This window comes from Mycobacterium sp. IDUB_1 (assembly GCF_055419625.1).
Window position 1 is genome coordinate 2,519,500 of sequence record NZ_JBVAYA010000001.1, and the last position, 25,179, is coordinate 2,544,678.

Here is a 25,179-nt window from a genome sequence, read left to right on the forward strand (position 1 = left end):
GGTGGCCGCACGGGCTTCGGGGTGCGTGTCGTGCTGGTCGTCGCCGCCACTGTGGTGTTGGCGATCAATTCGCTCGCGCCCTGGGGTGATGAGGCCGCCCATCGGATCGCCGCGGTCGCGATGTGCTTCACCAGCCTGGTCGCCGTCATCTACGGGCTCGTCGTCGTGTGCCGGGTGCACGGAACCGCCCGGTGGTGGCGTCTGCTCGCCGTCGGCGCCGTCGCCAGTCTGTTGGCCGGTCAGACCTGCTGGTGGCTGCTCGGCGCCGACGCGTTTCCCGTCTGGGTGGTGCTGTACTGGCTGTTCCCGGTGTTCGCGCTGGCCTCGGTGCTGGTGTTGGCGCTGCGCGGAGGTCGCGTCGGCGTGCCGGAGGACGGTTCGCTCGGACATGCCGCGCTCTTGACCCTGTTGGACGGGTTGGTGGCCGCGACGTCGTTCGCGATCCTGGTGATCTTCGGCCTGGGCAATCTGTCGAACTCGTCGTTCCCGCGGTCCGAGAATGCCGCGGTAGAAGTACCGTTCGCGATGGCCGAGCTCGTCATCGTGGTGGTCGCCGCGGTGACCGGCATGGTGTACCGCGCCGAACATGCCTACCGCGTCAACTATCTCCAGTTGGGCAGCGGGGTCGTGCTGATTGCGGCTTCGGATCGGATGATCGCCTACTTCGACACGCTGGACATGCACGGCGCAGCGATGTGGGGCGAAACGGGCCTGGCGCTCGGTCCGCTGTTCGTCGCCTTGTCGATGCGACCACGAGACCCCGCGCCGTCGCCGGCGGCGGGGCGCGCTCGACTGCTCGACTGGGCACAGCTGGTGCTGCCGTACACGGGGTTTCTCGGCATTACGGTTCTGTTGGCCTTTCACGTGCTCACGGGCCACGAGCTGGGGTCGGTGGTGGTCGGCACGGCGGTGGCCATGGTGGTCCTCGTCGCGGCTCGACAGGTCGCGGCGATGGGGCAGCAGCGCCTGCTGACCCGCCGGCTCTACGAGGTGCAGAGACGCCTCGCCCACCAGGTGATGCACGACGCGCTGACGGGACTGCCCAATCGACTGCTCTTCGCCCAGCGGCTCGACAGGGCGATGCGCGACGGCGAGTTCGGGCTCATCTTCGTCGACCTCGACGACTTCAAGGACGTCAACGACCGGTACGGGCACGCTGCCGGTGACGAACTGCTGAGAGCGGTCGGAGAGCGACTGACGACGTGTCTCTCCGATGCCGACACCCTCGCGCGGATCGGAGGCGATGAGTTCGCCGTCCTGATCGATGCCAGCCAGTCTGACGATGTGGAGAGCCCGGACATCGTCGCCGATCGGTTGCGGGTGGCGCTGCGCGAGCCGTTCTCGATGCACGGCTGGTCCGTGCGGGTGCGGGCGAGCATGGGGCTGGTGCACTCCGGAGACGGGCCGAGCCCGCTGAGCTCCGACGACCTGCTTCGCCAAGCCGACATCTCGATGTATGCCGGAAAGCGGCTCGGCAAAGACACGGTGGTGGTCTACCAGGCCCCGGCAGGGCTGCACGCCGACTTCCCGTCCACCTTGCGTGCCGCCGCCGGCGGCGTGCCGGCCGGCTTCAGCCTCGTGTACCAACCCATCGTCGCCTTGCCCGACGAGAGGTTGGTTGCCCTGGAGGCGTTGGCCCGGTGGACGACGCCGCACGGCGTGCAGATCCCGCCCGAGACGTTCGTCGCGGCGGCCGAATCGGCCGACCTGGGCGCTGTGCTCGACGGAATGGTGCTGCAGCTGGCGTGCCAACAGGTTGCTGAGACCGGCCTGGACGTCGACATCCACGTCAACATCGGCGCAACGCGACTGGGTCATCCCGGATTCGAGGACGAGGTACGGCGGACGCTGTCGCACTGTGCGATCGACCCAGGGTGCCTGGTGTTGGAGATCACCGAGACGCTGCCCATCGTGGACCTGTCAGATGCGGCAGCGCAGATCGAGCGCCTGAAAGAGTTGGGTGCACGTGTCGCCCTGGACGATTTCGGCGCCGGCTACAACTCGATGGCGTATCTGCATGCGTTGCCGGTCGGCATCGTCAAGCTGGACCGCAGCCTCGCGGTGGGGTTGGAAGCCGTCCGGGAGCTGACGCTGTATCGCTCGGTGGTGGGACTGTGCGCCGATCTGGGTCTCGACGTGATCGCCGAGGGCATCGAGTCGGCCGACCAGGCGACCACGGTGTTGGCGGCCGGGTGCCGATTCGCTCAGGGCTACCTGTTCGGCCGGCCTGCCCCGCTTGCCGACATCGTCGCCGAGTACGGCGCGATCCGCGACGGTCGTGAGGACGCGGCGCTGCCCGCGGACTAAATATCGGCTGGATTGTGTTGCATGGGCCGGTAGTATGAACGTTCCTGCTGAAAGTCAGTGGGGGTGCGAGGGGCTGAACGGTTTCGACTTCGCGCATCGAATCAAGGGAAGCGTGCCGGTGCAGGCAATTGACCACCGTAAGCGTCGTTGCAACCAATTAAGCGCCGATTCCAATCAGCGCGACTTCGCCCTCGCTGCTTAAGCGACGGTGAGTCTGTCAGACCGGGAGCGCCCTCGGCCCGGACCCTGGCATCAGCTAGAGGGACCAACCCATACATCCGGTCGCGGGATGTACGGGGACATCAAACAGCGACTGGGATCGTCATCCTGACTTGTTCGCGTGATCAGGAGATCCGAGTAGAGACATAGCGAACTGCGCACGGAGAAGCCTTGAGGGAATGCCGTAGGACCCGGGTTCGATTCCCGGCAGCTCCACCAAATCTGGCCTGCTTTTAGCAGGTCAGACTTCTTTGGAGACCACGCCGACTGCTGCGTCCACGCCGGTGGTCCACTTGGACTGCGGACATGAGCGTTCGGTACCGCGTCCGCAACGACGGCTCCGTGGTCTCCCAAGTGCGGTATCGCATCAACGGCAGGGAAACCTCGGACTCGTTCGACGACCACGAGACCGCCATCAAATTCGACCGTCTCGTCCAACAGGTCGGCCCGGAGAAGGCGCAAGAGATTGCCAAGATCGTCATCTCCAACGACTGCGGGATGACCGTCGAAAAGTGGTGCGCCGCCACATCGACCACCTCACCGGCGTCGAACAGAAGACCATCGACGAGTACCGCCGCTACCTCGCCCGCGACATTGCCCCAGTGCTCGGACCCATCCCGCTATCGACGCTGTCCGAGGAGGACATTGCCGTCTGGGTCCAGGGACTCGAGGACGCCGGCGCGGCGCCGAAGACGATCGCCAACAAGCACGGCTTTCTGTCGCAGAACGGGCAGGTGATACCGATTTTGGAGGGGTCGTTGATCGAGGTGATAGCCACCATGGGCTGCTGCTCCCAACGAGAAACGGGGTGGCTGTTTCAGGAAGTGTCGACAGTAGAAGTCCCGCCCGTGCGCGCATTTCGAGCGTTGCACCACTCAGCAGTGGCTTGTGGAACGACTGACGCGGACCGGGCTGCTGAGCCATAGATCCGTCCCCGCTGCCGGCACCGGGAAAGCACAAAGCCTGCGACGTTCGCCGCGGGCCCGTTTTCGGGTTGAAGAATGTGCCGCCGGTGTGTCACAACACGATCACGCGCCACCAGCGTTGGGAGTGTGTCTAAGGCAGTCGTACGCAGTAGGAAGCGAGCAATGCCCCGGGCGCGGGTTCGGTTCCGCGGCGGATCCGCTATCTCGGTCTTAAAGTGCCTGTGGGTACCGATTCAAGGATCAAGGGGAGACGCGGGCAGCGGCGTCCTGGGGGAGGAAGTCTTTGGGCAATACTGACAGTAGCGAAGCCGATGAGAAGGTCTTCACACTCTCAGACAGAGTTCTTGGACGAGTTGGCGAGTTCGAATGGATTCGTCGCTTGTCTACAGGCAAGCCTCTGAAAGTCGTATCCACCGCGATACCCCTATGTACGGTTACCCTTCAGGTGGCTGCGCAAGTGATCGGGTTATTCCACCTGTCTCCCATAGCTAATGTTGTTTTCGCCTTATTGTCGACAGGCCTGGGCTTTCTAGTAAACAAACTGGGTGTTTTGATCCGCCGCGACATCGAACATCGACGCGCTGAACGGATCTGGCGTATCCAGATATTGGAAGCGTTGATGGAGTGGCCACTGCCGCGTGGGGCTGACGCCAGCCCTTTCCGCATGGGAGTCGTTGCTCCTGACGATCGGTGGACCAACGGGGACTCTGCCGATCCGTTCCCCTATGCGGTGCGGGATATCGACGCTGCTTGCGAAAAACAGTTGCATCAGACCGGGCAGGTACTGATCGTCGGCTCGCCCATCGCGGGACTGTCGCGTACGGCCGCCGAACTCGCTCGCAGGATCAGAAGAGGCGCCTATGTGGTGGTCCCTAGACACGCAAACGGACTGCACGTTGCTTTCGATCAGCTGCGGATACTGGACCGTCTGCCGAACCTGCCTCCCTTGTGCATCTACATCGATGACATCGATGAATTCGTGACTCTATCGGTCCAATTCCTCAACGATCTGCGGGAACGGTCGCCGGGTGCGTGGTTCATTGGCACCATCAAATCTCCCCGTGTTGAAACATGGGCACGAAAGAATCCCGAGCTCGAGAGATTTTTCGGCGTCCGAAAGAAACTGACACGTGGCCTCTCTGATGCAGAGGTCCAGAGGACTCAGAATCTTTACCCGGGCTCAGACACGCATTTCGGCATCCCCGCGGCACTGACCGGAACCGCTTCGCTGCTCCGGCGTCGCGACGCGGGCAACTCGTCGTGCAGCTTCGAAGTGCCGGGGAATGACTGCCAGTTGGCGACATGGATCGTCGATATGGCTGGAAGATGGCTTGGTACGGGCACATCGCGACCGCTGTCCCGAGATCTTCTTGTAGGCGTAGCTGTCAAGCATCTGCAAAGCAGAGGCGAAACGGTGTCTAGAGCAGCTGACCATGTCGCTGAGGCGCTGCGGTGGACTATGCAGCCAACACAAGAAGGCCTGTCACTCTTCGAGAGTCCCGGGGACAGGGAAGCGACCGCTCCGATATTGGTCAATCCCCTCTTAGCGGACGTGCTTGTCGATGAAAATACGCCTACTCATTCGGACTGGGTTCGTGCAATCGATGAGGCGGCAGAAGCAGAGGATGACGATGCGCTGGGGCGGATAGGGTTCGCGTCCCATCAGCAGGGACTGAATGTCATTGCGTCGGTGGCGTGGCACAGGTTGCAGGCGTCGAACACCACTTCGCCATGGCTTATGCGTGCGCTTGAAACTCCCTCCGCCACAGACACTCTGCTGCCACTGTCCTGCATCCTTCGATGTGACAAACACTTTGCATCCGAAAACGATGGGTGCTTGAAAATGGCAAGCTATTACGCGGATTTAGCTCAAGCTTGGCTTGAGGTTGGATTTCCAGACGAAGGTGTTTCAGCCTGCACTATTGCGCTCGAGCATTGTCGTAATAAATTGGCGAAAGACTCTGAAGAAAAATGTCGCGTTCTCCATATGTTGATAGTATGCCGAGCGCCCAGCCTGAATGATCCGGAATCGTTAGGTGAGTTGACAAAGGAACTTGCCGACCTTTTAACCGTCCTTGATCGTATCTGCTGCGCAGACAATGGTTTACGAATTCACATTTTGCGCAGTATGGGCCGGATCAGCGGCCGATCTGGACGATACGACCTGAACTTGCAATATGCACAGCAGGCGGTTGACCTACTTTCCCAAAGTGACAGTCGTCACAGCTACACTCAAGCCCTGATTGAGCTATCAGACCAACTAGCTATGAACGGCGACGTAGAGGCGTACGAGGCGCTACTTATTGAGGCCGAGAAGCTTCTACCAAAGTTAGACCGCAGTGAATTGAAGGTGTCACTTCTGATCAGTTTGTCCGTGATGTATAAAAGGTCAGGTGACCAATTAAAAGCTTCCTCATACGCTAAAGAAGCTTCAGCAATAGCGTCAAAATATATGAGCCCCATACACCCGGAGAGCCTCAGAGCGGCGCGGCACTACGCCCAATCGCGGATAAGCACCGAACCGGTCGCCGCCGCGAAAATAGTGGAACACACCCTCGCGATCGCGACGCGTCACTACGGAATGTACAGCCCTGAGGCGGCCCACGTTTTTTCGGCACGCGCTCAACTTGCGTCGACACAGGGTCGTTCGGAAGCAGCTATAGCCGATCTTCATCAAGCCATAAAGGGTTTCCAAACCGATCTCCTTTATGCGGGAAATGTGATCAACTCATGGTCAAACCTCGGCAGCGAACACTGGTACGCGGGTGACTACGTTCAAGCGGTTTCCGCTCACACGCAGGCAACGCAAATTGCCAAAGCCCATTTTGGCGAAGACCACGCGGCCACAGAACAGGCTATGAAGGGCCTGGAGGCGGTTGAGCGCAATCACCTGCGAGGGTTCCGCGTGATCTACCCATGGATCCGATAGATCTCCTAACGGTGTCTACTTTATGTACTGGCGGCGCCGAATGATGTCACCCCACCGGTAGCGCCCTTAATAGGGGTGATGCCGTAGTAGCGGGGGAAGTTGCGGATCGCGGCCTGCGTCATCCCCAGTTCGCGAGCGAACTCACGGTCAATGGTTTCGATTGTCCACACGACTGATTCGACGCACCATGACCGCACCAGGTTCCATCGCCGGTCGACCGTCTCACCGGCAATTAGTGTTGAGGCCCATCAGCTCGTAGGCGTCGCACATGCGGCTGCCGCCGGTGTCGAGGTAGTTGCGCATCTGTCGCTGCTCGGCCCGGCTCATCGCCGGGCTGGCGTTGACGCACAGCTGGGCGAGCGATCGGAAGTTGTCGATGCCATCTTGGAGCGCCGCGGTCACCTGCGGGTCGGGCGAAGGCAACTCCCGCTCGAGTTGGTCGCTGGCCGCGCGGAGGTCTGGGCAGTGAGCGCGGGCGGCGCCGAAATCGAGGTTTTGGAACGCGTCGCCGATTGCGATGAGTGCGTCACCGACGGCGCCGACGGGATCCGCAGCGCCGCGCATCCAAGTGCGCATCGACGGTTGGCTGGTCGTCGACGGGGTGACGTAGGACGGTACGGCCGCCGCCGAAGTGGTCGACGACGCGGTGTCCCGCGCGTCGTCGCCGCCTTTGATCAGCGCGCTAGCGACGGCGACGACTACGAGGACTGCGCCAGCGACGGGCAGTAGCACCTTCCAGTTGACGGGCGACGAGGGCGGTGGCGGCGGGATCGTGTCGAGCCACTTCTCGCCGTTCCAGTACCGCTGGCCGCGCCGTCCTCGCTGTCCGGTCGGGTCTGGATACCAGCCAGGCGGTGGCAGCGGCGCGTTCACGATTCCCCCATGACACGAGGGTAGAGCCTTCTGCACGGCGTCCACACGTGAACTTGAAACCGCTGCTCGCAGGCGGACACCATCTAGAATGGAAGAAGCAAAACAGCTGCTCAGGTGGCATTAGCAGCGGGTTCGATTCCCGGCAGCTCCACCGGTTGAGAGCAGAGGCCACGGAGAAATCCGTGGCCTCTGTCTTTCTGTTGAGACCCGAGGCAGATCGGAGCATCACCCATCGTGAGGGCAACCCCCGAGATCAGGACGGCCACGTCCGCCGACACTGCCGAAGTGGCGCGCATCGTCGCCGAGGCCTATGAGCCCTACATCGAACGCATGGGCCGACCGCCTGCCCCGATGACCGTCGATTACGGCAAGCTGATCGACACCACTGATCATGTGCACGTGGTGATCGACGACGACGACATCGCCGGTGTCCTCGTCCTCGTGGCGTACCCCGATCATGTCTTCGTCGACAGCGTCGCAGTCGCCCCGCAGCATCAGGGCCGCGGCCTTGGACGCGTGATGCTGGACGTCGCCGAGCAGCGGGCCCGTGATCGCGGCCTCTCCGAGGTCCGTCTGTACACGAATGCCGCGATGACGGAGAACCTGGCGCTCTACCCCCACCTCGGTTACGTCGAGGTGGATCGCCGCGTCGACGACGGCTACTCGAGGGTGTATTTCGTCAAAGAGGTCACCTGACTCATATGTGTTGAATCGCGCCAATTCCGTTGCGGCGCGACTGCTGTGCCGAGCGGCACGAGGCGACTGATCAGGCCGGGACGGACGTCTTCGGCGGTCAGCACCGACTCTCACGGAAGAACACACCGTGCGCACGGACGGTAATGCCAGCCTCGGTGGCGAGGTGCCCGACGGCGAAGACCTTGCGACCCTCGACGTTGTCGATGTGCGCCTCGGCGTGCAGCGGGCCGAGTGGGGTGCCCCTCTCGTAACGGACGGTCAGTGTTCCGGTGACCGCCGGGCGACCAGGCTCGTGGGCCGTAGCCCCCAACATGTGGTCGAGTAGCAGCGCACAGATGCCGCCGTGCACGTGTCCGGGCGGACCCTCGTAGGCTGCGCCGAGCGTGACATCGGCCCACACGCGGCCGTCGGCATCGTGGTGGACGACGAGCGGCGGGGCGAACGGGTTTCGCAGTCCGATGACGACATTGCCCCACGCTCGGTGCGATCCGTCGGGTGCCGGCTGGACACCGAGGGACTCCACGAGCGGCTCACGGCTCAGGTCGTCGGAAGCGGCATCGATCGCGGCTTTCGCCGCCACCAGGGTGGCTGGGTCTGCCTTGCTGCGAATCGTCGCGTCGACCAGACGGCGCACCGAGTCCGTCAACCCGCGGTAGAGCGCTTCTGGAACGTGGCGGTCGGCTCCAGTCACGACACCGACATCGCTTCGCCTATCCGATCGGCGAAATCGCCGAATCCGCCGCGGTAGAACAGCAGTGGTCGGCCGCTGTGCGCCTGAAGCGCCGTGACATGGGCGACGACGATGGTGTGGTCCCCAGCACGGTGTTCGAACTCCACGTCAGCCTCGATAGTGGCCAACGCACCGTTGATGCGCGGCGCTCCGTTGCCCGCGGGTCTCCACTCGACGCCGGCGAACTTGTCGTCGGAGCGGCACGCGAACTGCGCGCAGACGGCTTCCTGGTCATCGGCCAGGACGTTGATGCACAGTCGCCCGGTCGCGCGGATCGCCGGCCAGCTCGTCGAGGACAGAGCAGGGCAGAACGACACATAGGGCGGGTCGAGCGACACCGAGGTCACCGACTGGCACGTGAAACCCAGCGGACTGCGGCCGTCGTGGCCGGTGATCACGGCGATCCCGGTGCAGAAATGGCCGAGCACAGCCCGCATGTCCTTCGGCGCCGGCCGCGCCGGCGCCGCGTCTGAAGCATCGGATTGCATCGCGATTGCGTCCCTTCGGTGGTGGCCACTCAACGATCGTCGGGCGAGACGCCGGCCCGCAACGGCCCGTCCCATCCAGCGGTTCGTCGCCAGCAGTGGGATGACCTCGGTTGTTACGCTCGACAAGTGACAGATTCCGAACCCTCGGGCAAGCCCCAGCTGGCAGCCACCAGCTGGGCTCTGCTGGGCTTGCTGTCGTACGAGCAGGAACTGTCCGGGTACGACATCCGCAAGTGGATCGACTGGAGCATGCGGTTCTTCTACGGAAGTCCCGCGTACAGCCAGATCTATTCCGAGTTGAAGAAACTCGAGAAGCTCGGATACTTGACCTCGCGGGTGGAGAACAACGGCACACGCTCCCGTAGGCTCTACAAGATCACGCGATCGGGACTGGACGCGGCCACCCAGTGGGCCCGCGAGGCCCCTGTGGAGCCTCCGTCGTTGAAACATCCAGCGATCCTTCGGATCACGCTGGGTCACCTCAGCGACCCCGCGGCGCTCAAGGTCATGCTCCAGGAACACATCGCCTACGTCGACCAGATGCAGAGCGACGCCGCCAAGGAAGCCCGGTGGGCCGGAGCGGACCCATCGTGGGCATACGCCAAGATCGCTCTGGATTGGGCCGATCGGTACTACACCTCCGAACGGGAACTGACGCTGAAGCTGATCAAGGATCTCGACGAGGCCGAAGCCAATTTCCCGAAAGTCGGAGAGGATGCCAAGATTCCGTGGCCGGACCCGACGTTCTGGTACGAGATCGAGAAGCAGGTCGAAGCCGAGGACGCCGACTAGCCGGACGCCTCAGACCTGGACGGGCTTGCGTTGCGCGGCGTCGAGTGCGGCGATGTAGCCATAGACCAATCCCTGCGCGATGGTCGCCCCGGCGCCGGGATAGGTGTGTCCGAAAGCGTTGGCCGCGGTGTTGCCGATAGCGTAGAGGCCGTCGATGACGGTGCCATCCTCGCGCAGTACTCGCGCGCGCTCGTCTGCACGCAAGCCGCCGCAGGTACCGAGGTCACTGAGCACCATTTTGACCGCGTAGAACGGACCCTTGACGAGCGGGCGAAGATTCGGGTTCGGGACGACGGTGGGATCGCCGTAGTAGCGGTCGTAGGCGCTGCGACCGCGCCCGAAGTCGAGATCCTGCCCGGCGGCGGCATTTTCGTTGAATCGGGTGACGGTGGTCTGGAGATCCATGACCGGAACCTCCATCTTGGCGGCCAGTTCGGCGAAGTCCTCGGAACGGACCGCGATGCCGGCGTCATACCAATGCTGTGGAACGGGCATGCGTGGGAACAGCTCTGCGGCAAAGACATAACTGTTGCGGTACTGCTGATCGAACACGATCCACATCGTTTCGACGGGATTGCCGGCGTTCTCCCGGGCCAGGATGCGTTGGCCGAAACTCATGTAGTCCGCCGATTCGTTGGCGAATCGCTGACCCTGCTGATCGACGATGAACGACCCTGGCAGGGAGCGCTCGGCGAGCAGGACCGCCGGCGCGGCGTCGGGCAGTGGTGCCACCGCAGGGAACCACCATGACTGGTCCATCAACGCGATGTCCGCGCCGATGTCCTGGCCGATGCGAATGGCGTCGCCGGTGTTGGTGTCTGCCCCCAAACTCATATGGGCACCAAGGCTTTCCGACTGGAACTTGTGACGCATGTCCATGTCGTGGTCGAATCCGCCTGCGGCGAGAACCACGCCGCGGCGGGCCGCGATCGTGTAGCTGGTGCCGCGGTGTTCGATGATCGCACCGGTGACTCGGGGGCCTTCGGTGGTCAGAGACGTCAGCGTGGTGTCGAGCCAGATCGGGATGCCCGCCGAGATCACGCCGGCGAACAGTCCCGCCGCCAACGCTTGGCCACCCGCGGCGTAGCGACGACCCAGGAGCAGGCCGCCGACGCCTTGAGCCAGCCGCTTCGCGATGGTCGGGATGCCCTTCCGCGGCACGCGGCTCATCAGGTTCAGCCATCGGTAGTCGGCGCCGGTGGTCGGCATGGGGATGCTGACCTCCATGACCCCCGGCCGCAGCGCGGATCGATACTGCCCCAACATCGCAGTGTCCAAAGGCCGGCATTCGCAGGTGCGCCCGGCCGCTGATCCGCCGGCTGCCTCGGGGTGGTAGTCGGAGTAGTCCTTGGCCCAGAACAGCTTCATCGGCGTCGTACGCCTCAGCATGTCGAGGGTGGCGGGCAGTTGCTTCAGATAAGCCGATGATCGAGCTTCCGGCGCGGAATCGCCCACCACCGCGCGTAGATAGGTCTCAGCGCGGCTCGAGGGATCGTTGCCGCCGCCTTCTGCGATGACGGAGCTGGACGGCAGCCACAGCGCTCCCCCCGAGCGTGCGGTGGAGCCGCCGACCACCGCGGATTTCTCGATGACGAGTACTGAGAGGCCTCGCTCGTGGGCCGCGAGTGCGGCGGCGAGGCCGGTGCCCGAACCGACGACCAACAGGTCGACCTCGGTGTCGGAGACGGTCAATCCGGCAGGGATGGTCTGATGGCGAGGGGCGGTCACGGGGGTGACGATAAGCGTGGTTCTGCGTGGCGGATTTCCCGTGTCCTGGTGAGCGGAACGCGTGCCTGACGACAGCGTGGGCGAGCAGTTGGATGGGACCGAGAAGCCCACACCGCACCGACTAAGGACGGCACCTGATGACGACGACGCACGCTGACGCCGAAAGCATCCGGCTCATCGAGGCAGGTTCAGTCCCGGCCAGATTCGCACGGGGATGGCACTGCCTGGGGTTGATCCGCGACTTCACCGACGGTCGACCGCACCAGATCAACGCCTTCGGGCAGAAGCTGGTGGTCTTCGCGGGTGAGGACGGCGTCATCAACGTCCTGGACGGTTACTGCCGTCACATGGGCGGAGACCTGTCGCAGGGCACGATCAAGGGCAACGAGATCGCGTGTCCCTTCCATGATTGGCGCTGGGGCGGGGACGGTCGCTGCAAGCTGGTGCCCTACAGCAAGCGCACTCCGCGGCTGGCACGCACGGCGTCGTGGCCCACACTCCAACAAGACGGCATGTTGTTCATCTGGAACGACCCCGAGCGCAAGGCGCCGCCGGCAGACGTCACGATCCCGCGCATCGAGGGCGCCACGAGCGATGCGTGGACTGACTGGCATTGGTACAGCACGGTCGTGCACACCAATTGCCGGGAGATCATCGACAACGTCGTCGACATGGCGCACTTCTTCTACATCCACGGCTCGCTGCCCACCCACTTCAAGAACATCTTCGAAGGCCACGTCGCGACGCAGTACATGAAGAGTGCCGGCCGCCCCGATCTCGGCGATCCCGAAGGATCCAAGCTCACGGGCACGACGTCGCTGGCGTCCTACCACGGCCCTTCGTTCATGATCGACGATCTGACCTACCATTACGGCGATTTCGACCAACGCACCGTGTTGATCAACTGCCATTATCCGATCGATGCGAATTCTTTTGTGCTGCAGTACGGCATCGTGGTCGAGAAGAACGCGTTCATGCCGGACGAACTCGCGGTGCAAACTGCAGTCGCGCTGGGCGACTTCGTGAAGATGGGCTTCGAGCAGGACGTCGAGATCTGGCGCAACAAGGCCCGGATCGACAATCCGCTGCTGGTCGAGGAGGACGGTCCGGTCTATCAGCTGCGCCGGTGGTACGAACAGTTCTACGTCGACGTCGCCGACGTCACCCCGGAAATGGTGGATCGCTTCGAATTCGAACTCGACACCACGCGGCCCACCGAGGCGTGGATGAAGGAAGTGGAAGCCAATATCGCCGCGCGCTCGGCCGCGGTCACGGCCGGATGACAGTCCGCCCTGACAACCGGCTGGCCGACCTTCCGATGATGTCGGTGACCTGTCGGCGGTGCGATGCGGGTGTGCAGGTGCGCAAGAGCAGCTGGAATCAGACCAGCGTGCAGTGGACGGCCGCCGCGTCGCAGCGATGCCAGGAGCGTTGCCAGGCAGCCGAATTGGAGCCCCGCGGCGGTCGGTTGTTTCTGACGTGCAGTGCACTGGCGGACTCGATCACCGACGCGGTGCGCGGCGGTTCCGTCCTGATCATGGACACCGATCCGCCGGCGATTCCGCACCCGACGGACCCCTGTTGAGCCCGGTATCCCCGGCGCCCCGTCCTGCGTCAGGTGATTCCGGTAGGGCGTCGGCCCGCCTGCGGACTACGCCTAGCTGCCGAAGATCTCGAGCGGTCCGACATGAGCGCGGTTGACCTTGATCCGCTCGGTGAGGCGCCATCGCCCGGTTGCATCGCGGCGCCACCTGTCGCGGTAATCGCCGAGCGTGTAAAAGCGGTCCGACGGATCAGCCCCGGTATTCAGGTGTACGTCTCTGACATAGGCGCGACTCACCGCGACATCTCCGCTCACGTCAACGACGATGTTGCCCAGGAGATGTTGAGTTGGGCCGCAGGCATCGAGGAACCCACGGATGAGATCGATGATCGCAGCAGATCCGGTCAGGGGGCCCGTACCGAAATCGCCCTCAGCGTGTTCGTCGAGGAGTCGGGCCATGGCCGACCAGTCGCGGTCGTCCATGGCTCGGGCGAAAAAGATCAGCGCCCGCTCGACGGCGCGCTCGTCGAGCAACATCTGTACATCAGCGGTCATGCGTGCGCGCCGCCGTCGACACGGATCTCCGTTCCGGTGATGAAGGCGCCGTCGTCGGACGCCGCCATGGCGATCACCGACGCGACCGCGCTGGCATCACCCAGGATTCCGTTCTCGGTTCCGTGCAGCAGCGGGGTCTGTTTGGCCCACAATCCGAGGTCGTAGCCCTCGGGCATCTTGTCCAAGGTGCTGTTGGCCAAGGCGGTCGACACTCCGCCGGGCTGGATGTTGACCGCGCGCAGTCCTTGCTTGGAGTACTCCAGTGCCAGCGCGTGCGTGAAGCTGAGGATGCCGCCCTTGCTGGCCGCGTAGGCCGCCATGTACGGATGCGCGAATGTGGCTGCAGTAGAGGTGAAATTGACCACCACGCCGCGCCCGCAGGCCAGCAACGCCGGCAGCGACTGACGGGTCATCAGGAAGGTGCCGGTCAGGTTGACCGCCAACGTTCGGTTCCACTCGGCCAGGCTGGTCTCGTGCGTGTGTGAACACATTTGTATCGCTGCGACGTTGACCAGGACGTCGAGCCCGCCGAGGTCGGTGACTGCCGTGTCGACGGCGGCGATGACGTCGTCTTCGACGGAGATGTCGAGCACTGCGGTGGTCAACTGCTTGTCGGTGCCGGCCTGGGTCGCCGCCGCGGCCGTGGCGGCCAAGCCATCGGCCGAGATGTCGAAAGCGACCACGGTGGCGCCCTCGTCGAGCATCCGAGCGGTGGTGGCCGCACCGATGCCTGAGCCGGCGCCGGTCACGATGACTCGCCGGTCAGCGAAACGTTCCATGCCAGTGTGCCTTTCGCTATTTGTGGCGCTATGCCATCTGGAATGCGCTCAGCGGGGCGTCTTCGGGATAACTGGTCGGGCCGCCCAGGTCGTAGGCGGCGTTGAGCGCTCCGATGAATGCGGGATCGTGCAACGGGTTGCTGGGGATGTCGAGCTTGACGCCCTTGGCGCTCAGGTCGTCGACCATCATGTCGATGGCCTTGTCGATGGTCAGGTCGTCGGACCCGTCCATGTTCTTCTTCAGCTCGTCGTAGTCGGAGAACACTTCGGCTGACCAATGCACCAAGAAGCGCAATTCGTCGGTGCGGTGGTGCGCGATGACGTCCTCACCGTTCTTCAACAGCCACCCATCGCGGTCAGCCGGATCGCCGGTGAACACCGTGTCGAAGGCGAGGCCAGGCGGAACCTGTTGGTCCAAGGGGCCATTCGCCTCTCCACGGTGCACCATCATCTCGTTCTGAACCACGACGCCGCGGTTGTTGATCGGCGGGAGCACCCGCGCGGGCGGCTTCAGCGGACCGTCGGGCCAATACGTGAAACCGGAGCTTTCGTCGAGGGAGAACCACGTGATGACCTGTGCCATCTTGATCAGGTAATCGGCGAACAGCCCTGACTTACCCATCACGCTGCAGAGCCAAGTGGGGGCGTTCTCGTGGCGGACACCGCGGAAGCTGGGGGAGTCCAAGTGACCGGGATCGCGGTTCGCGCACGGACCGTTGATGTTGAACAGCATCATCTCAGGCTTTGCGTACTCGGCACCCCAGTACCGCTTGGCGTGCTCGACGAACGTGGCGTTGTAGAAGCAGTCGTGCAGCTCGGGGTAGAGGACGGTGCCGTAGTTGGCGAGATAGCCGCGGAACGTGGGGGTGAGGAACAGATCCAGCGTCGGTTCGAAGCCCTCGGGAAAGGCTCCGCTCATGGTCGCCATCAACTCGTCGGCCGACGCGAAGTGCTGGGCGATGATGAGCTTCCACGGTCCCTGCGTGCGCACGACGTCGAGGAGGCGTTCGCGCTGATCGGCGGTGTAGACGTCGGTGAGCTCGCGCGGCGGCGCAACCGGCCGCAGCACATCGGACAATTCCTGGCGGCGCTCGTCAGTCAGCATCGTGTTCTCCTTTGATGAGTTGCTCGTTGATTGTGGGCACCGCCGCAGCCGGCGGTGGGGTGAACGTCCGGTCATCGGGACGCGCGGAAAAGCTGATGGGATGGGCGAACTTCGCGCGCAGCAGCGCGCCGATCTCCGCAACGGCCAGTCGCCCGCGTGCAGTCGCGTCTGAACGCATCAGGAAGCCGTGATAGGTGCCTGGATAGCGGGTGAGAGTGGTCTGCACGCCGGCGTCGCGTAGCCGGCCCGCATACCGTTCCCCCCAGTCGCGAATCGGGTCGCACTCGGCGGTGACGACGATCGCCGAGGGCAGCTCGCTCAGATCAGGGGCGTGCGCCGGGACCTGATACGGGGAGTGCGCCGCGGTGCCTGCGTCGACCATCTCGTGCATGAACACGATGTCGTCGTGGGCCAGCATGGGTGCATCGGTCATGGCGGTGATAGAGGCGGCGCCCATGTCGCGATCCAGGCCGGGATAGAGCAGGACTTGTACCGCGATCGCAGGCCCACGGTGGTCACGGGCGGCCAGAGCCACTGCGGCGGCCAGCGATCCACCGGCGCTGTCGCCGACGACGGCCAGCCGCTGCGCGTCGAGGGACAGCCTGTCGGCGTTGGCGGCAACCCATTCGGTGGCCGCGTACGCGTCGTCGAACTGTGCCGGTGGCGGAGATTCGGGAGCCAATCGGTAGTCGACGGCAGCGACCGCGGCACCGCTGGCCCAGGCCAATTCCCGTGCCAACGGTTCGAACGAATGGTTGGAACCCATCACCAGTCCACCGCCGTGGAAGTACACGAGGACGGGGGACCGTGCGCAGGTCGTCGGGCGGTACAACCGCACCGGTAGGGGACGCCCGCCCGGCCCGGGTGCGGTGTAGTTGTCGATGTGCGCCATGGGCGGCATCGGCGGATGTGGCACCGATTCGACGCCGGCCCGCACGGCGGCGAGCCCGCGCGTGCGCATCGGCGTCGGCACGCCGAAGGAGGCGACTCGCGCGGCGGCGTCGGGATCCAGGGTGGGAGAACGCATGTCAGTTCTGTGCGGGATCGAAGCGTCGCTCGGTGCGCAGGCGGGGGGTCTCCTGGTTGGTCAGCACGCGGGCGCGTTCGGCCATCGCCGAGCCGACATAGTCGGGCTGGGTTAGCAGATAGAACCGCCCCTCGGCGGCCTGGTCGAACACCACCTCGGCGGCGGCCAGGGGATCCATCGCCGCGGCCTTGATGTCGAGCATGGCCGCTCGCTGAGATTCAGCGGCGCCCGTGTCGCCGCCGTCGACGCCACCCGCGGACTCGAAGATGTTGGACACCACCGCACCCGGGAGCACCGCCTGCACGTGAATGTGTTCGTCGTGTCCGGCGGCCTGGACCTCCAGGTGCAGGCACTCGGTGAGCGCGAGGACCGCGTGCTTGCTCATGATGTAGGGCGCTTGCAGCGGGACGACGGCGACGCCACCGATCGAGGAGAGGTTCCATACCCAGGCCGGCGCGTCGCAGGCCATCATGTGCGGAAGGAAGGCCCGGACACCGTTGAAGACGCCGCTGATGTTCACGTCGACGACGCGTCGCCAGTTCTCGACGGGGGTGTCCCACAGGTAGCCGAATTGCTCGACGCCTGCGTTGTTGACCAGCAGGCGGATCGGTCCCAGATCGTTGCGCACCTCGTCGGCGAGCGCCTGCACGGCGTCGGCATCGCGGACGTCGCAGACCTTGTCGATCGCCGAGCCGCCGGCAGCGACGAGTTCGCCACGCAGCGCCGCGACGGCGCCGGCGTCGATGTCGACGAGGACCACGGTCATTCCGAGACGGGCGGCGTGGCGGGCCAGTCCCGCCCCGATGCCCGCGCCGGCGCCGGTGATGACGGCGATGCCACCGCCGAACGATTCGCGGGCGGTCACGCCGGCTGCGTGCTCACCGAAGCGGCCTTGGCGGCGTGCTCGGCGAAGGGGATCGAGTCGTCGGCGTCGAGCATCACCGTCATCGAGGTGAACACCAGACGGTCCCCTGCCCGGCGGATACCCACATCTGCGACGCCGCTGGAAACAGCGAAGGGGACGTTGTTGGTGATCTGATTGACGAACATGGTGAAGCGGACGCGGGTGACCTCGCCCTCGGGACCGGTGCCGGTGCCGGTCCGAAAGATGTTGGTGGCGTGATGCCGACACGGGTAGGGGTTGACGTTGCGGTGCTCGATGAGCCAGGCGAGGGTTTCTTCGCCGCCGTGCAGCTCGGCGGCCAGCAGGTCTTCGAACGGGCAGTTCCCGGACAGCGACCGGCTCAAGTACTGCATTTCCTCGCCGATGCGGGAGGCCAGCTCGTCGAAGTGTCCCTCGTCGTAGTGGTACCAGAACCCGGCGATGAACTCCTGTACCTCAGCCAGCGTGATCTCGTTGCTCATGGCGAGTCAGTCAAACCGAGTGAGGTGTGCCACTGAGCTGACGTGACCGGTGAGCGGGACGTTGATCGCGGGACCGTCAGGACAGTCACGCGGCGGGCCGGTGACCCCCCGTCGAGTGTCCGGTGATCGGGACGGAGTGTGGCGCAGGCCACACTCACTCGGCACGCTCTGGGCTGTCGAACGACCCCTCCCACAAAGGACACGCACATGCAGGTAACTCCCTCGTACACACGGGATTCCGCGCGGCGACCGGCCGTCGCAGATCCGCCCTCGCGCAGTGACCACGCGCGCACAGTGGCCAAAGGGGTGGGCTTCGCGGCCGGATTCGCCGCGTCGGCATGGTTGATGACGTCTCTCGCCACCGGAGTCGCCTCCGCCGACGACGGTGACTCGTCCCCCTCGACGGGTCGATCGGCAACTTCACAGAGCGCGGCGCGTTCGGGTGGGGACACGACCGGCTCGGCCCGGGCGGCGAAGGTCCGGGAAACGCGTCAGCAGAGCAGGAGTGAAACCGTCCGCGCGCGCGGGACACGAGAGGACCGGCGAGCGGAGCGATCCGCCAGTGATGCAGCAGCTTCCGAGTCCGGCGCCACCACGTCTCGGCCCACCCCGGTGCGGCGGAGCATCGGTCTCGCCCCGAAGCGGGAGACCAAGGCGGTCGCCCGGGACGCCGCGGAGTCGGTCGCGATCGAATCGTCCTTCACGAATCCATCTGCGGGACAACGTCGCAAGCCGTTGGCCGCCGTGATGACCTTCCTGCAGCGCGCCGTCTTCAACGCCGCACCGGTGGTGACTGACGTCCAGATCAACCGTCAGGGCGCCAACGGAAACATCACCGGCGACATCGACGCCCGCGATCCCGACGAACTCGGAACGCGGGTGCAGATCCGGTCGACGGTACGGGCCGGCGCGCCGTCGCCGGCGATCTGCGGATGTGAGGAGGTGCCAGGGCTGATCGCCCTCGCCTACACCAACCCGGCGGTCATCGGCGGTGGTGCAGGAGACAATTGGAACGCCCCCGCCGCGGTGGACAGCACGACGGTCTACCTGAACCCGGACTACTCGGTCGCGTACTACGCAGGCAAGGAAACCGGCACCGTCACCATCGACGGCCTCGGCACCGGTGACGTCGTGCTCGACTTCGTGGGCAACCTCCTCGCAGGCGGAACCGCCGAGAAGTCGCTGGCGACGCTCAATGCCGACCTCGGGACCGGTGACCTGAAAGGCGTGGAGGGGACGGTGATCAGCCAGAGCGCACTCAACGCAGACGGCACGGCACTCGGCGTGCTCACCGGTGAGGTCGTGCGCCCGGAGGTCCGGTACGTCGTCGTGCGGAAACCGGTCAACGGCACAGTCACCATCGATGACATCACCGGCACCTTCGCCTACCAGGCCGACCCCGCATTCCTCGCCGCGGGCGGCGGCACCGACACCTTCGAGGTGCTCGTCACCGACAACCGCTTCAACCTCACCAAGCTGTTCCAGCGCTACAACGGCGACCAGGTGCAGACCATCGCGCTCACCGTCGTCTGAGTCTCGAGCCGACATGGGCGCTGGGTCATCGCGACCCAGCGCCGCATGTCGGTGAATCACGTCTCAGCGGTGATCAATTCCCACAGGCCTGCACCTCCAGCTGCACTGGCCTTCGCCGCTACTTGCAGGTCCCAGAATCGTGCGGAACCGAACTCGGAACGCCACGCCAGGGCCCCGCGGGTGTACTCGTGCAGTCGGTGCTCGAAGGTGGTGCCCATGGCGCCGTGCACCTGGTGGGCGTTGCGTGTCACCACCAGTGTTGCCTGACCTGCGCACGACCTCGCGACCGCAATCTGGAAGTCGAGACACATTGCGTCCCAGTTGCTGTCGATCGCCGTCTGCAGAGCCGCCTGGGTGGCGATGCGGGCCAGTGCGGCCTCGGCCGCGGCATCGGCGATGAGATTCTGGATGGCCTGGAACTTCGCGAGTGGTCGGCCGAACTGTACGCGCGAGGCCGCGTGATCGATGGACAGTGCCACCGCCTGATCAAGCGCCGCGCACACTTGCAAAGCCCGCACCATGGCAGATTTCCGGGCTACGACGGCGACCACCTCCGGGGGCACCGGTACTCCCGTCAGCGTCGACGTGTCCACCGTCGCGCGATCGCGCGGCTCCCCGATCGCGTTGATGCACCGTGTGATTTGCGCACTCGCGGTGTCGATCTGAGCCAGTCGATGCCCGTCGCCGCTGTCCCATAGCACGGTCAGCCGGTCCACCTCCCCGGCCCACGGCGCCACGCCGGTGGATGCCCCGGGGGCGAGCTGACAGAGGGTGTGCACCGTATCGTCGGCGGGCCCGGACACCTCGTCGATCAACCAGCAGGCCAGGAGGTCGTGCTCGGCCAACGGAAGGTGAACGCCGTGGCGGACGGCCGCGGCGGTCAGTACTGCGGCCTCGGCCCAGCCCGCGCCACTCCCGCCGTGGCGCTCGGCACCCGTCAGGCGGACCAAGCCCAACGAGTCGAGCTGCTGCCAGAGGTCGCGGTCGCAGTGCCTGCGTTCGGTGGGCCCGGTGGGCGCGGCGGTGTTGCGGTAGTCAGCCAGGACGCCGTCGATCATGGCGGCGAGCTCGGGATCGATCACCGGCGAAACCTGTTGTGGTGCACTAGCGGTCATCGCAATCCCAATCCGCGCGCGATGACGCCGCGCATCACTTCGTTGGTCCCGCCCCGCAGGGTGAAGCCAGGGCGTTGGTCGGTGGCGTTGACCACCAGCTCTTCCCAGGTGCGATCAGGTGCGGCGTCGTCCCCGAATCCGTGGGCGGCGAAGTCGGCGATGCCGCCCTCGGTGGTGGTGCCGAGGACCTTGACGACCGCAGCCGGGACGTCGGCGTTCTCACCCCTCTGCAACGCGTCGGCGACGGCGGTGGACATGTGATGGAGCGCGCTGACGCGGGCCACGAGTCGTCCCCATGCTGCGTCGGTACCCATTGGCGGCGCGGCGGGGGAGTCGATGGCCGCGGCGAGTAGGGGAAAGGTGGACAGGAATCGTTCCGGCCCGCTGCGCTCGAAGCTGAGCTCTGAGGTCACCTGTTCCCAGCCGCTGCCGATCTGGCCGAACACCCGGGTCTCGGGCACGAAGACCTCGTCGAGAATGACCTCGTTGAAGTGGTGGTTTCCGTTCATCGACACGATGGGCCGCACCTCGACCCCGGGACTGCGGAGATCGACGATGAACTGGCTGAGTCCGGCGTGGCGATGCGCCGCGTCCGTGGGCGCGGTACGGGCGAGCACGATGAACGCGTGGGCGCGGTGGGCCCCGGAGGTCCACACCTTGGTGCCGGTGAGCGACCAACCACCGTCGGTCGGCACGGCGCGAGTGCGGACACTGGCGAGATCCGACCCGGAGTCGGGTTCACTCATCCCGATGGCGAAGAAACACTCGCCGGCGACGATCTGCGGCAGAAAGTGTGACTTCTGTTCCTCGGTGCCGTATTTGAGCAACGATGGCACGATCTGACGATCGGCGATCCAGTGCGCGGCCACCGGTGCGCCGGCCGCCAGTAGCTCCTCGGTGACGACGAAGCGCTCACCGAAGGTCCGCCCGTGCCCGCCGTAGCGCTGAGGCACCGTCATCCCCAACCATCCGCGTCGTGCCAGCGCCGCGGTGAACGCTTCATCCCACCCGCACAACCACGAATCCACCGACGGGGTGAACGCACCGGCGCCGAGTTGTTCGGCCAGGAAGGCGCGGACCTCGGCGCGTACCCCCTCGGTGTCAGCGCCGGGGGGAGGGGCCAGGCGCAGCCCTCGAACAGTCATGAGGTCCTCCACTTGGCAATGCGCTGTTCGTGTTCGGCGTCGTGGTGGGCCAGCGGCTGCATCGCCGCGGCCATGGCGAGGGTGGACTCCAGCGATCCGCTCACCGATTCCTGAAGCAGCCGTTTGGCCATTCGCAGGGCATGAGGCGGGTTGACGGCGATGCGATCCGCCAACGACCTTGCTGCCGTGAGCAGTTCGTCGTGCGCGACGACGCGGCTGACCAAGCCCCACGCCAAAGCGGTGTCTGCGTCGATGCGTTCACCGGTGAAGGTCAGTTCGGCAGCGCGGGCGTACCCGATGGCGCGGGGCAGGAACCAGGTTCCGCCGTCGCCGGGAATCAGGCCGAGGGTGACGAAGCTCTCCGCGAACGACGCACGCTGCGAGGCGATGCGGATGTCGCACATCATGGCCAGATCGCAGCCCGCCCCGATCGCGGCCCCGTTGACAGCGGCGATCAGCGGCACCTCGAGTCGAGCGAGAGCGCGAGGGATGCGTTGGATTCCGTCGACATAGGCGCGGCGCTGGTCGATGGGGGCCAGGCCGAACATGCCCTGACGATCGGCCATTTCCTTGACATTGCCGCCGGCGGAGAAGATCTTGCCGGCAGCAGTGAGGATGACCACGCGAATGTCGTTGTCGCGGTTGACCGCATCGACGAGCGTCTCGAATCCGGTGATCACCTCGGGTCCGGTGATGGCATTGCCCACCTCCGGTGCGTCGATGGTCCACACCTGCACCGATCCGTCGGTGTCGATACGCAGCGGGGTGCTCATCGGCGCCTATTGAGCTGGAGGGATTTCGTCTGCAGGTATTCCTCGAAACCGAACCGACCCAATTCGCGGCCGATGCCGGACTTCTTGTACCCCCCGAAGGGGGCGAGCGGGTTGTAAGCGCCGCCGTTGATGTCGAGCTGCCCGGTCTGCACACCGCGAGCGAAAGCGATCGCGGTGTCGTCGTCAGCGGCCCACACCGCCCCCGACAACCCGTAGGGGGTTGCGTTGGCGATGCGCAGGGCATCGTCATGGTCGGTGTAGGGGATGACCGCCAGCACCGGTCCGAACACCTCTTCCTGGCCGAGTTCTGACTCGGGATCGACGTCGGCGAACACCGTAGGAGCCACGAAGAACCCGACGTCACGCACCGGCTCGGCACCACCGACGAGCAGGCGTGCACCGTCGCGTTGCGCCCGCTCGATGTACCCGCGGACCGTGTCGAACTGTGAGCGTGACGCAGACGGGCCGATACGCGTTGCCGGATCCCACGGATCTCCCACGGGGTAGCGGGACACGGCGGCCTCGATGAGGTCCAGCGCCTCGCTGTACCGGGACTGGGGCACCACCATCCGGGTCCACGCCATGCACGTCTGTCCGCCGTTGAGGAACGCGTTCCCGACCCCGACCTTGACCGCGGTCGCCAGGTCGGCGCCGTCGAGGATGACGTTGGCAGACTTCCCGCCCAGCTCCAGCGCCACCTTGGTGACCGCTTGGCCGGCGAGCTCACCGACCCGGGCGCCCACCTCGGTGCTACCGGTGAAGGAGACGAAATCGACGTCGGAATGGCTGGCCATGCGCTCGCCGATCACCCGGCCGGGGCCCGAGACGACGTTGAGCACCCCCGGGGGTAGCCCGGCGTCCTGACAGGCCTCGACGAATTCGAACACCGACAGGGGAGCGTCGTTGCTGGGCTTGAGCACGACGGTGCACCCGGCGGCGATCGCCGGGACCACCTTGGCGACCACCTGGTAGAGCGGATAGTTCCACGGGGTGATGGCCGCGACGACGCCGTACGGCTCGCGCAGTACCAGCGAATTGCCGATGTGCTCTTCGAATTCGAAGCTATCCACCACGTCGGCGATGCCCTTGGCCACCGCCAGCGGCACCTGCGTCTGCACGGTCTGGGCGATGCGGACCGGGGCGCCCATCTCGGCGGTGATCAGTTCGGCGATGTCGGGCAGACGTTTCTCGAGGGCGTCGATCACCCGGTGCAGGCGGTCGCGGCGTTCGGCCACGGTGATGGTGGGGTCGAAGGCGCGGCGGGCTGCGGCGACCGCGGCGTCGACGTCTTCGGCGGTGCCGGCCGGTACATGGCCGATCACCTTCTCGGTGGCCGGATCGACGACGTCGATGATGCCGCCGCCGGCCGGTGTGACCCATCGGCCGTCGACGAACAGCAGGGAACGCTCGTAGGTGGGCATGGTCATCCTTCTGTCGGGTGGGGGACGATGCTGGCGCGGACGTCGCGCTTGCCGTCGGCGGCGGCGAATGCGTCGTTGATGTCCGCGAGCGGATAACACGCCGCGGCGAGTCGATGCAGCGGTAGCTGATGCTGATGGCGTTCGAGGAACGTAAGGGCCCGCGACAGGACCGCCGGGTCGTAGAGCGAGACCCCGACCATGGTCTTGTTGGAGAACACGAACCGCGACGGATCGAAGGCGAAGGTCTGCCCGACGTTGATGTTGCCGATCTCGACGTAGCGGCCGAACTGTCCGAGCATCTGCAGGCCTTCGTCGATCGCAGCCGGGTGTCCGACGACTTCGACGACCACGTCGGCGCCGTGCCCGCCGGTGAGCTTGCGCACCGCCTTGGCGCGGTCCCGAGGCGTGGCAACCTCGTTGAGATCGATCACGGTGTCCGCGCCGAACGCGGCGGCCAGTTCGAGTCGTTCGGGGACGGCGTCGATGGCGATCACCTGCGCAGCACCGCGTGCCTTGGCCACGGCCACGGCATAGAGCCCGAGCGCGCCGGCTCCTTGGACCACGACGTGCTCCCCGAGTGCCATGTCGACCCGTTCGAGGCCGTACATGACTTGTGACAGTGCACAATTGGCGCCGGCGGCGATGTCGTCGCCGACGCTGTCGGGCACGGTGTAGATCACCGCGCCCGCGGGCAGAAGGTAGTAGTCGGCATAACCGCCGACGAAGTAGGGTGGCTCGTCGGCGCGCCCGAGCATGGCCATCGTGAGGTTCAAGCAGGCGTTGCGCCGCCCGGCCAGGCAGTTGCGGCAGGTGTGGCAACTGTAGAAGTACGGAAACACCACCCGGGTGCCGGCTGTCAGGGCAACGCCGTTGGAGTCGGTGTGCACGCCCTCGCCGAGCGCTTCGACGGCACCGACCATCTCGTGACCGAGCACGGTGGGCAGGTGGCCACCGAGCCCACGGGTGGCGAATGTGCCGTGCCAGGCGTGCACGTCGGACCCGCAGATGTTCGCGCGCAACACCCGGATCAGGACCTGCCCCGCGCCGACCTCGGGCAGCGTGACGGTGTCGAGGGTGAAGGGGGTGCCGGGTTCGTCGAAACGGGCGATACGGCCGGTGTACACGCTGAT

Annotated in this window: 23 protein-coding genes and 1 other RNA gene; 9 read left to right on the top strand and 15 right to left on the bottom strand. The window is 65.3% G+C overall.

Annotated features, from left to right (window positions below):
- The first annotated feature begins 30 nt into the window (after positions 1-30).
- From ACZYYX_RS12600 to ACZYYX_RS12615, 4 genes are all read left to right on the top strand, one after another.
- Positions 31-2,307, top strand: a complete 2,277-nt coding sequence (locus ACZYYX_RS12600; protein ID WP_463814696.1) for a putative bifunctional diguanylate cyclase/phosphodiesterase — start codon at positions 31-33, stop codon at positions 2,305-2,307.
- 69 nt (positions 2,308-2,376) lie between these two features.
- Positions 2,377-2,745, top strand: a transfer-messenger RNA (tmRNA) gene (gene ssrA / locus ACZYYX_RS12605).
- A gap of 293 nt (positions 2,746-3,038) precedes the next feature.
- A complete protein-coding gene (locus ACZYYX_RS12610) occupies positions 3,039-3,452 on the top strand; it encodes a hypothetical protein (protein WP_463814698.1) in 414 nt (137 codons plus the stop codon).
- Between the two features lie 445 nt (positions 3,453-3,897).
- Positions 3,898-6,381 (top strand): tetratricopeptide repeat protein, encoded by a 2,484-nt coding sequence (locus tag ACZYYX_RS12615; RefSeq protein ID WP_463814699.1) that lies wholly within the window; start codon positions 3,898-3,900, stop codon positions 6,379-6,381.
- A 222-nt stretch (positions 6,382-6,603) separates the two neighbouring features.
- On the opposite strand, the gene ACZYYX_RS12620 is transcribed toward ACZYYX_RS12615, so the two are convergent.
- On the bottom strand, positions 6,604-7,254 hold the full coding sequence (locus ACZYYX_RS12620) for a DUF2510 domain-containing protein (protein ID WP_463814700.1): 651 nt from the start codon (positions 7,252-7,254) through the stop codon (positions 6,604-6,606).
- A gap of 234 nt (positions 7,255-7,488) precedes the next feature.
- Between ACZYYX_RS12620 and ACZYYX_RS12625 the strand changes: the two genes are divergently transcribed.
- The gene (locus ACZYYX_RS12625) at positions 7,489-7,950 is read left to right on the top strand and encodes an N-acetyltransferase family protein (RefSeq protein ID WP_463814702.1); all 462 of its coding nucleotides are present in this window, start codon (positions 7,489-7,491) and stop codon (positions 7,948-7,950) included.
- Positions 7,951-8,047: 97 nt separating this feature from the next.
- Here the strand turns inward: ACZYYX_RS12625 and ACZYYX_RS12630 are convergent, their stop codons facing one another.
- Positions 8,048-8,641, bottom strand: a complete 594-nt coding sequence (locus ACZYYX_RS12630) for a PaaI family thioesterase (protein ID WP_463814703.1) — start codon at positions 8,639-8,641, stop codon at positions 8,048-8,050.
- The gene (locus tag ACZYYX_RS12635; protein WP_463814704.1) at positions 8,638-9,168 is read right to left on the bottom strand and encodes a flavin reductase family protein; all 531 of its coding nucleotides are present in this window, start codon (positions 9,166-9,168) and stop codon (positions 8,638-8,640) included. The genes ACZYYX_RS12630 and ACZYYX_RS12635 overlap by 4 nt, the downstream gene beginning before the upstream one ends.
- Before the next feature lie 126 nt (positions 9,169-9,294).
- On the opposite strand from ACZYYX_RS12635, the gene ACZYYX_RS12640 reads away from it, so the two are divergent.
- Positions 9,295-9,960, top strand: a complete 666-nt coding sequence (locus ACZYYX_RS12640) for a PadR family transcriptional regulator (protein WP_463814705.1) — start codon at positions 9,295-9,297, stop codon at positions 9,958-9,960.
- Positions 9,961-9,969: 9 nt separating this feature from the next.
- Here the strand turns inward: ACZYYX_RS12640 and ACZYYX_RS12645 are convergent, their stop codons facing one another.
- A complete protein-coding gene (locus ACZYYX_RS12645) occupies positions 9,970-11,688 on the bottom strand; it encodes a 3-ketosteroid-delta-1-dehydrogenase (protein ID WP_463814706.1) in 1,719 nt (572 codons plus the stop codon).
- 137 nt (positions 11,689-11,825) lie between these two features.
- Here ACZYYX_RS12645 and ACZYYX_RS12650 point away from each other — a divergent pair, with 137 nt between their 5' ends.
- Together ACZYYX_RS12650 and ACZYYX_RS12655 are read left to right on the top strand one after the other, a co-directional pair.
- Positions 11,826-12,971 (top strand): Rieske 2Fe-2S domain-containing protein, encoded by a 1,146-nt coding sequence (locus ACZYYX_RS12650; RefSeq protein WP_463814707.1) that lies wholly within the window; start codon positions 11,826-11,828, stop codon positions 12,969-12,971.
- Positions 12,968-13,273: a ferredoxin gene (locus ACZYYX_RS12655; protein ID WP_463814708.1), complete on the top strand. Its 306-nt coding sequence runs from the start codon at positions 12,968-12,970 to the stop codon at positions 13,271-13,273. The genes ACZYYX_RS12650 and ACZYYX_RS12655 overlap by 4 nt, the downstream gene beginning before the upstream one ends.
- A gap of 72 nt (positions 13,274-13,345) precedes the next feature.
- Here ACZYYX_RS12655 and ACZYYX_RS12660 read toward each other — a convergent pair whose 3' ends face one another.
- From ACZYYX_RS12660 to ACZYYX_RS12685, 6 genes are read right to left on the bottom strand one after another with little or no spacing between them, the layout of a single operon-like run.
- Positions 13,346-13,768 carry a nuclear transport factor 2 family protein gene (locus tag ACZYYX_RS12660; RefSeq protein ID WP_463814709.1) on the bottom strand — a complete coding sequence of 141 codons (423 nt, stop codon included), beginning with the start codon at positions 13,766-13,768 and terminating at the stop codon, positions 13,346-13,348.
- A 14-nt stretch (positions 13,769-13,782) separates the two neighbouring features.
- Positions 13,783-14,565, bottom strand: a complete 783-nt coding sequence (locus ACZYYX_RS12665) for an SDR family NAD(P)-dependent oxidoreductase (protein WP_463814711.1) — start codon at positions 14,563-14,565, stop codon at positions 13,783-13,785.
- Between the two features lie 28 nt (positions 14,566-14,593).
- Positions 14,594-15,670: a hypothetical protein gene (locus ACZYYX_RS12670; RefSeq protein ID WP_463814712.1), complete on the bottom strand. Its 1,077-nt coding sequence runs from the start codon at positions 15,668-15,670 to the stop codon at positions 14,594-14,596.
- On the bottom strand, positions 15,660-16,697 hold the full coding sequence (locus ACZYYX_RS12675; protein WP_463814713.1) for an alpha/beta hydrolase: 1,038 nt from the start codon (positions 16,695-16,697) through the stop codon (positions 15,660-15,662). Before ACZYYX_RS12675 ends, ACZYYX_RS12670 begins: the two co-directional genes overlap by 11 nt.
- A gap of 1 nt (position 16,698) precedes the next feature.
- Entirely contained in the window at positions 16,699-17,562 is an 864-nt protein-coding gene (locus ACZYYX_RS12680; RefSeq protein ID WP_463814714.1) for an SDR family NAD(P)-dependent oxidoreductase, read from the bottom strand.
- The gene (locus ACZYYX_RS12685; protein WP_463814715.1) at positions 17,559-18,062 is read right to left on the bottom strand and encodes a polyketide cyclase; all 504 of its coding nucleotides are present in this window, start codon (positions 18,060-18,062) and stop codon (positions 17,559-17,561) included. Before ACZYYX_RS12685 ends, ACZYYX_RS12680 begins: the two co-directional genes overlap by 4 nt.
- Positions 18,063-18,674: 612 nt before the next feature.
- On the opposite strand from ACZYYX_RS12685, the gene ACZYYX_RS12690 reads away from it, so the two are divergent.
- The gene (locus ACZYYX_RS12690; RefSeq protein WP_463814716.1) at positions 18,675-19,595 is read left to right on the top strand and encodes a hypothetical protein; all 921 of its coding nucleotides are present in this window, start codon (positions 18,675-18,677) and stop codon (positions 19,593-19,595) included.
- 56 nt (positions 19,596-19,651) lie between these two features.
- On the opposite strand, the gene ACZYYX_RS12695 is transcribed toward ACZYYX_RS12690, so the two are convergent.
- Genes ACZYYX_RS12695 through ACZYYX_RS12715 form a run of 5 tightly spaced genes read right to left on the bottom strand, consistent with a single transcriptional unit; the run spans position 19,652 to position 25,173 of the window.
- Positions 19,652-20,710, bottom strand: a complete 1,059-nt coding sequence (locus ACZYYX_RS12695; RefSeq protein ID WP_463814717.1) for an acyl-CoA dehydrogenase family protein — start codon at positions 20,708-20,710, stop codon at positions 19,652-19,654.
- The gene (locus tag ACZYYX_RS12700) at positions 20,707-21,855 is read right to left on the bottom strand and encodes an acyl-CoA dehydrogenase family protein (protein ID WP_463814718.1); all 1,149 of its coding nucleotides are present in this window, start codon (positions 21,853-21,855) and stop codon (positions 20,707-20,709) included. Before ACZYYX_RS12700 ends, ACZYYX_RS12695 begins: the two co-directional genes overlap by 4 nt.
- The gene (locus tag ACZYYX_RS12705) at positions 21,852-22,628 is read right to left on the bottom strand and encodes a crotonase/enoyl-CoA hydratase family protein (RefSeq protein WP_463814719.1); all 777 of its coding nucleotides are present in this window, start codon (positions 22,626-22,628) and stop codon (positions 21,852-21,854) included. The genes ACZYYX_RS12700 and ACZYYX_RS12705 overlap by 4 nt, the downstream gene beginning before the upstream one ends.
- Positions 22,625-24,049, bottom strand: coding sequence for an aldehyde dehydrogenase family protein (locus tag ACZYYX_RS12710; RefSeq protein ID WP_463814720.1), 1,425 nt, complete (start codon positions 24,047-24,049; stop codon positions 22,625-22,627). The genes ACZYYX_RS12705 and ACZYYX_RS12710 overlap by 4 nt, the downstream gene beginning before the upstream one ends.
- A gap of 2 nt (positions 24,050-24,051) precedes the next feature.
- Positions 24,052-25,173, bottom strand: coding sequence for a zinc-binding dehydrogenase (locus tag ACZYYX_RS12715; protein WP_463814721.1), 1,122 nt, complete (start codon positions 25,171-25,173; stop codon positions 24,052-24,054).
- Positions 25,174-25,179 lie beyond the last annotated feature (6 nt).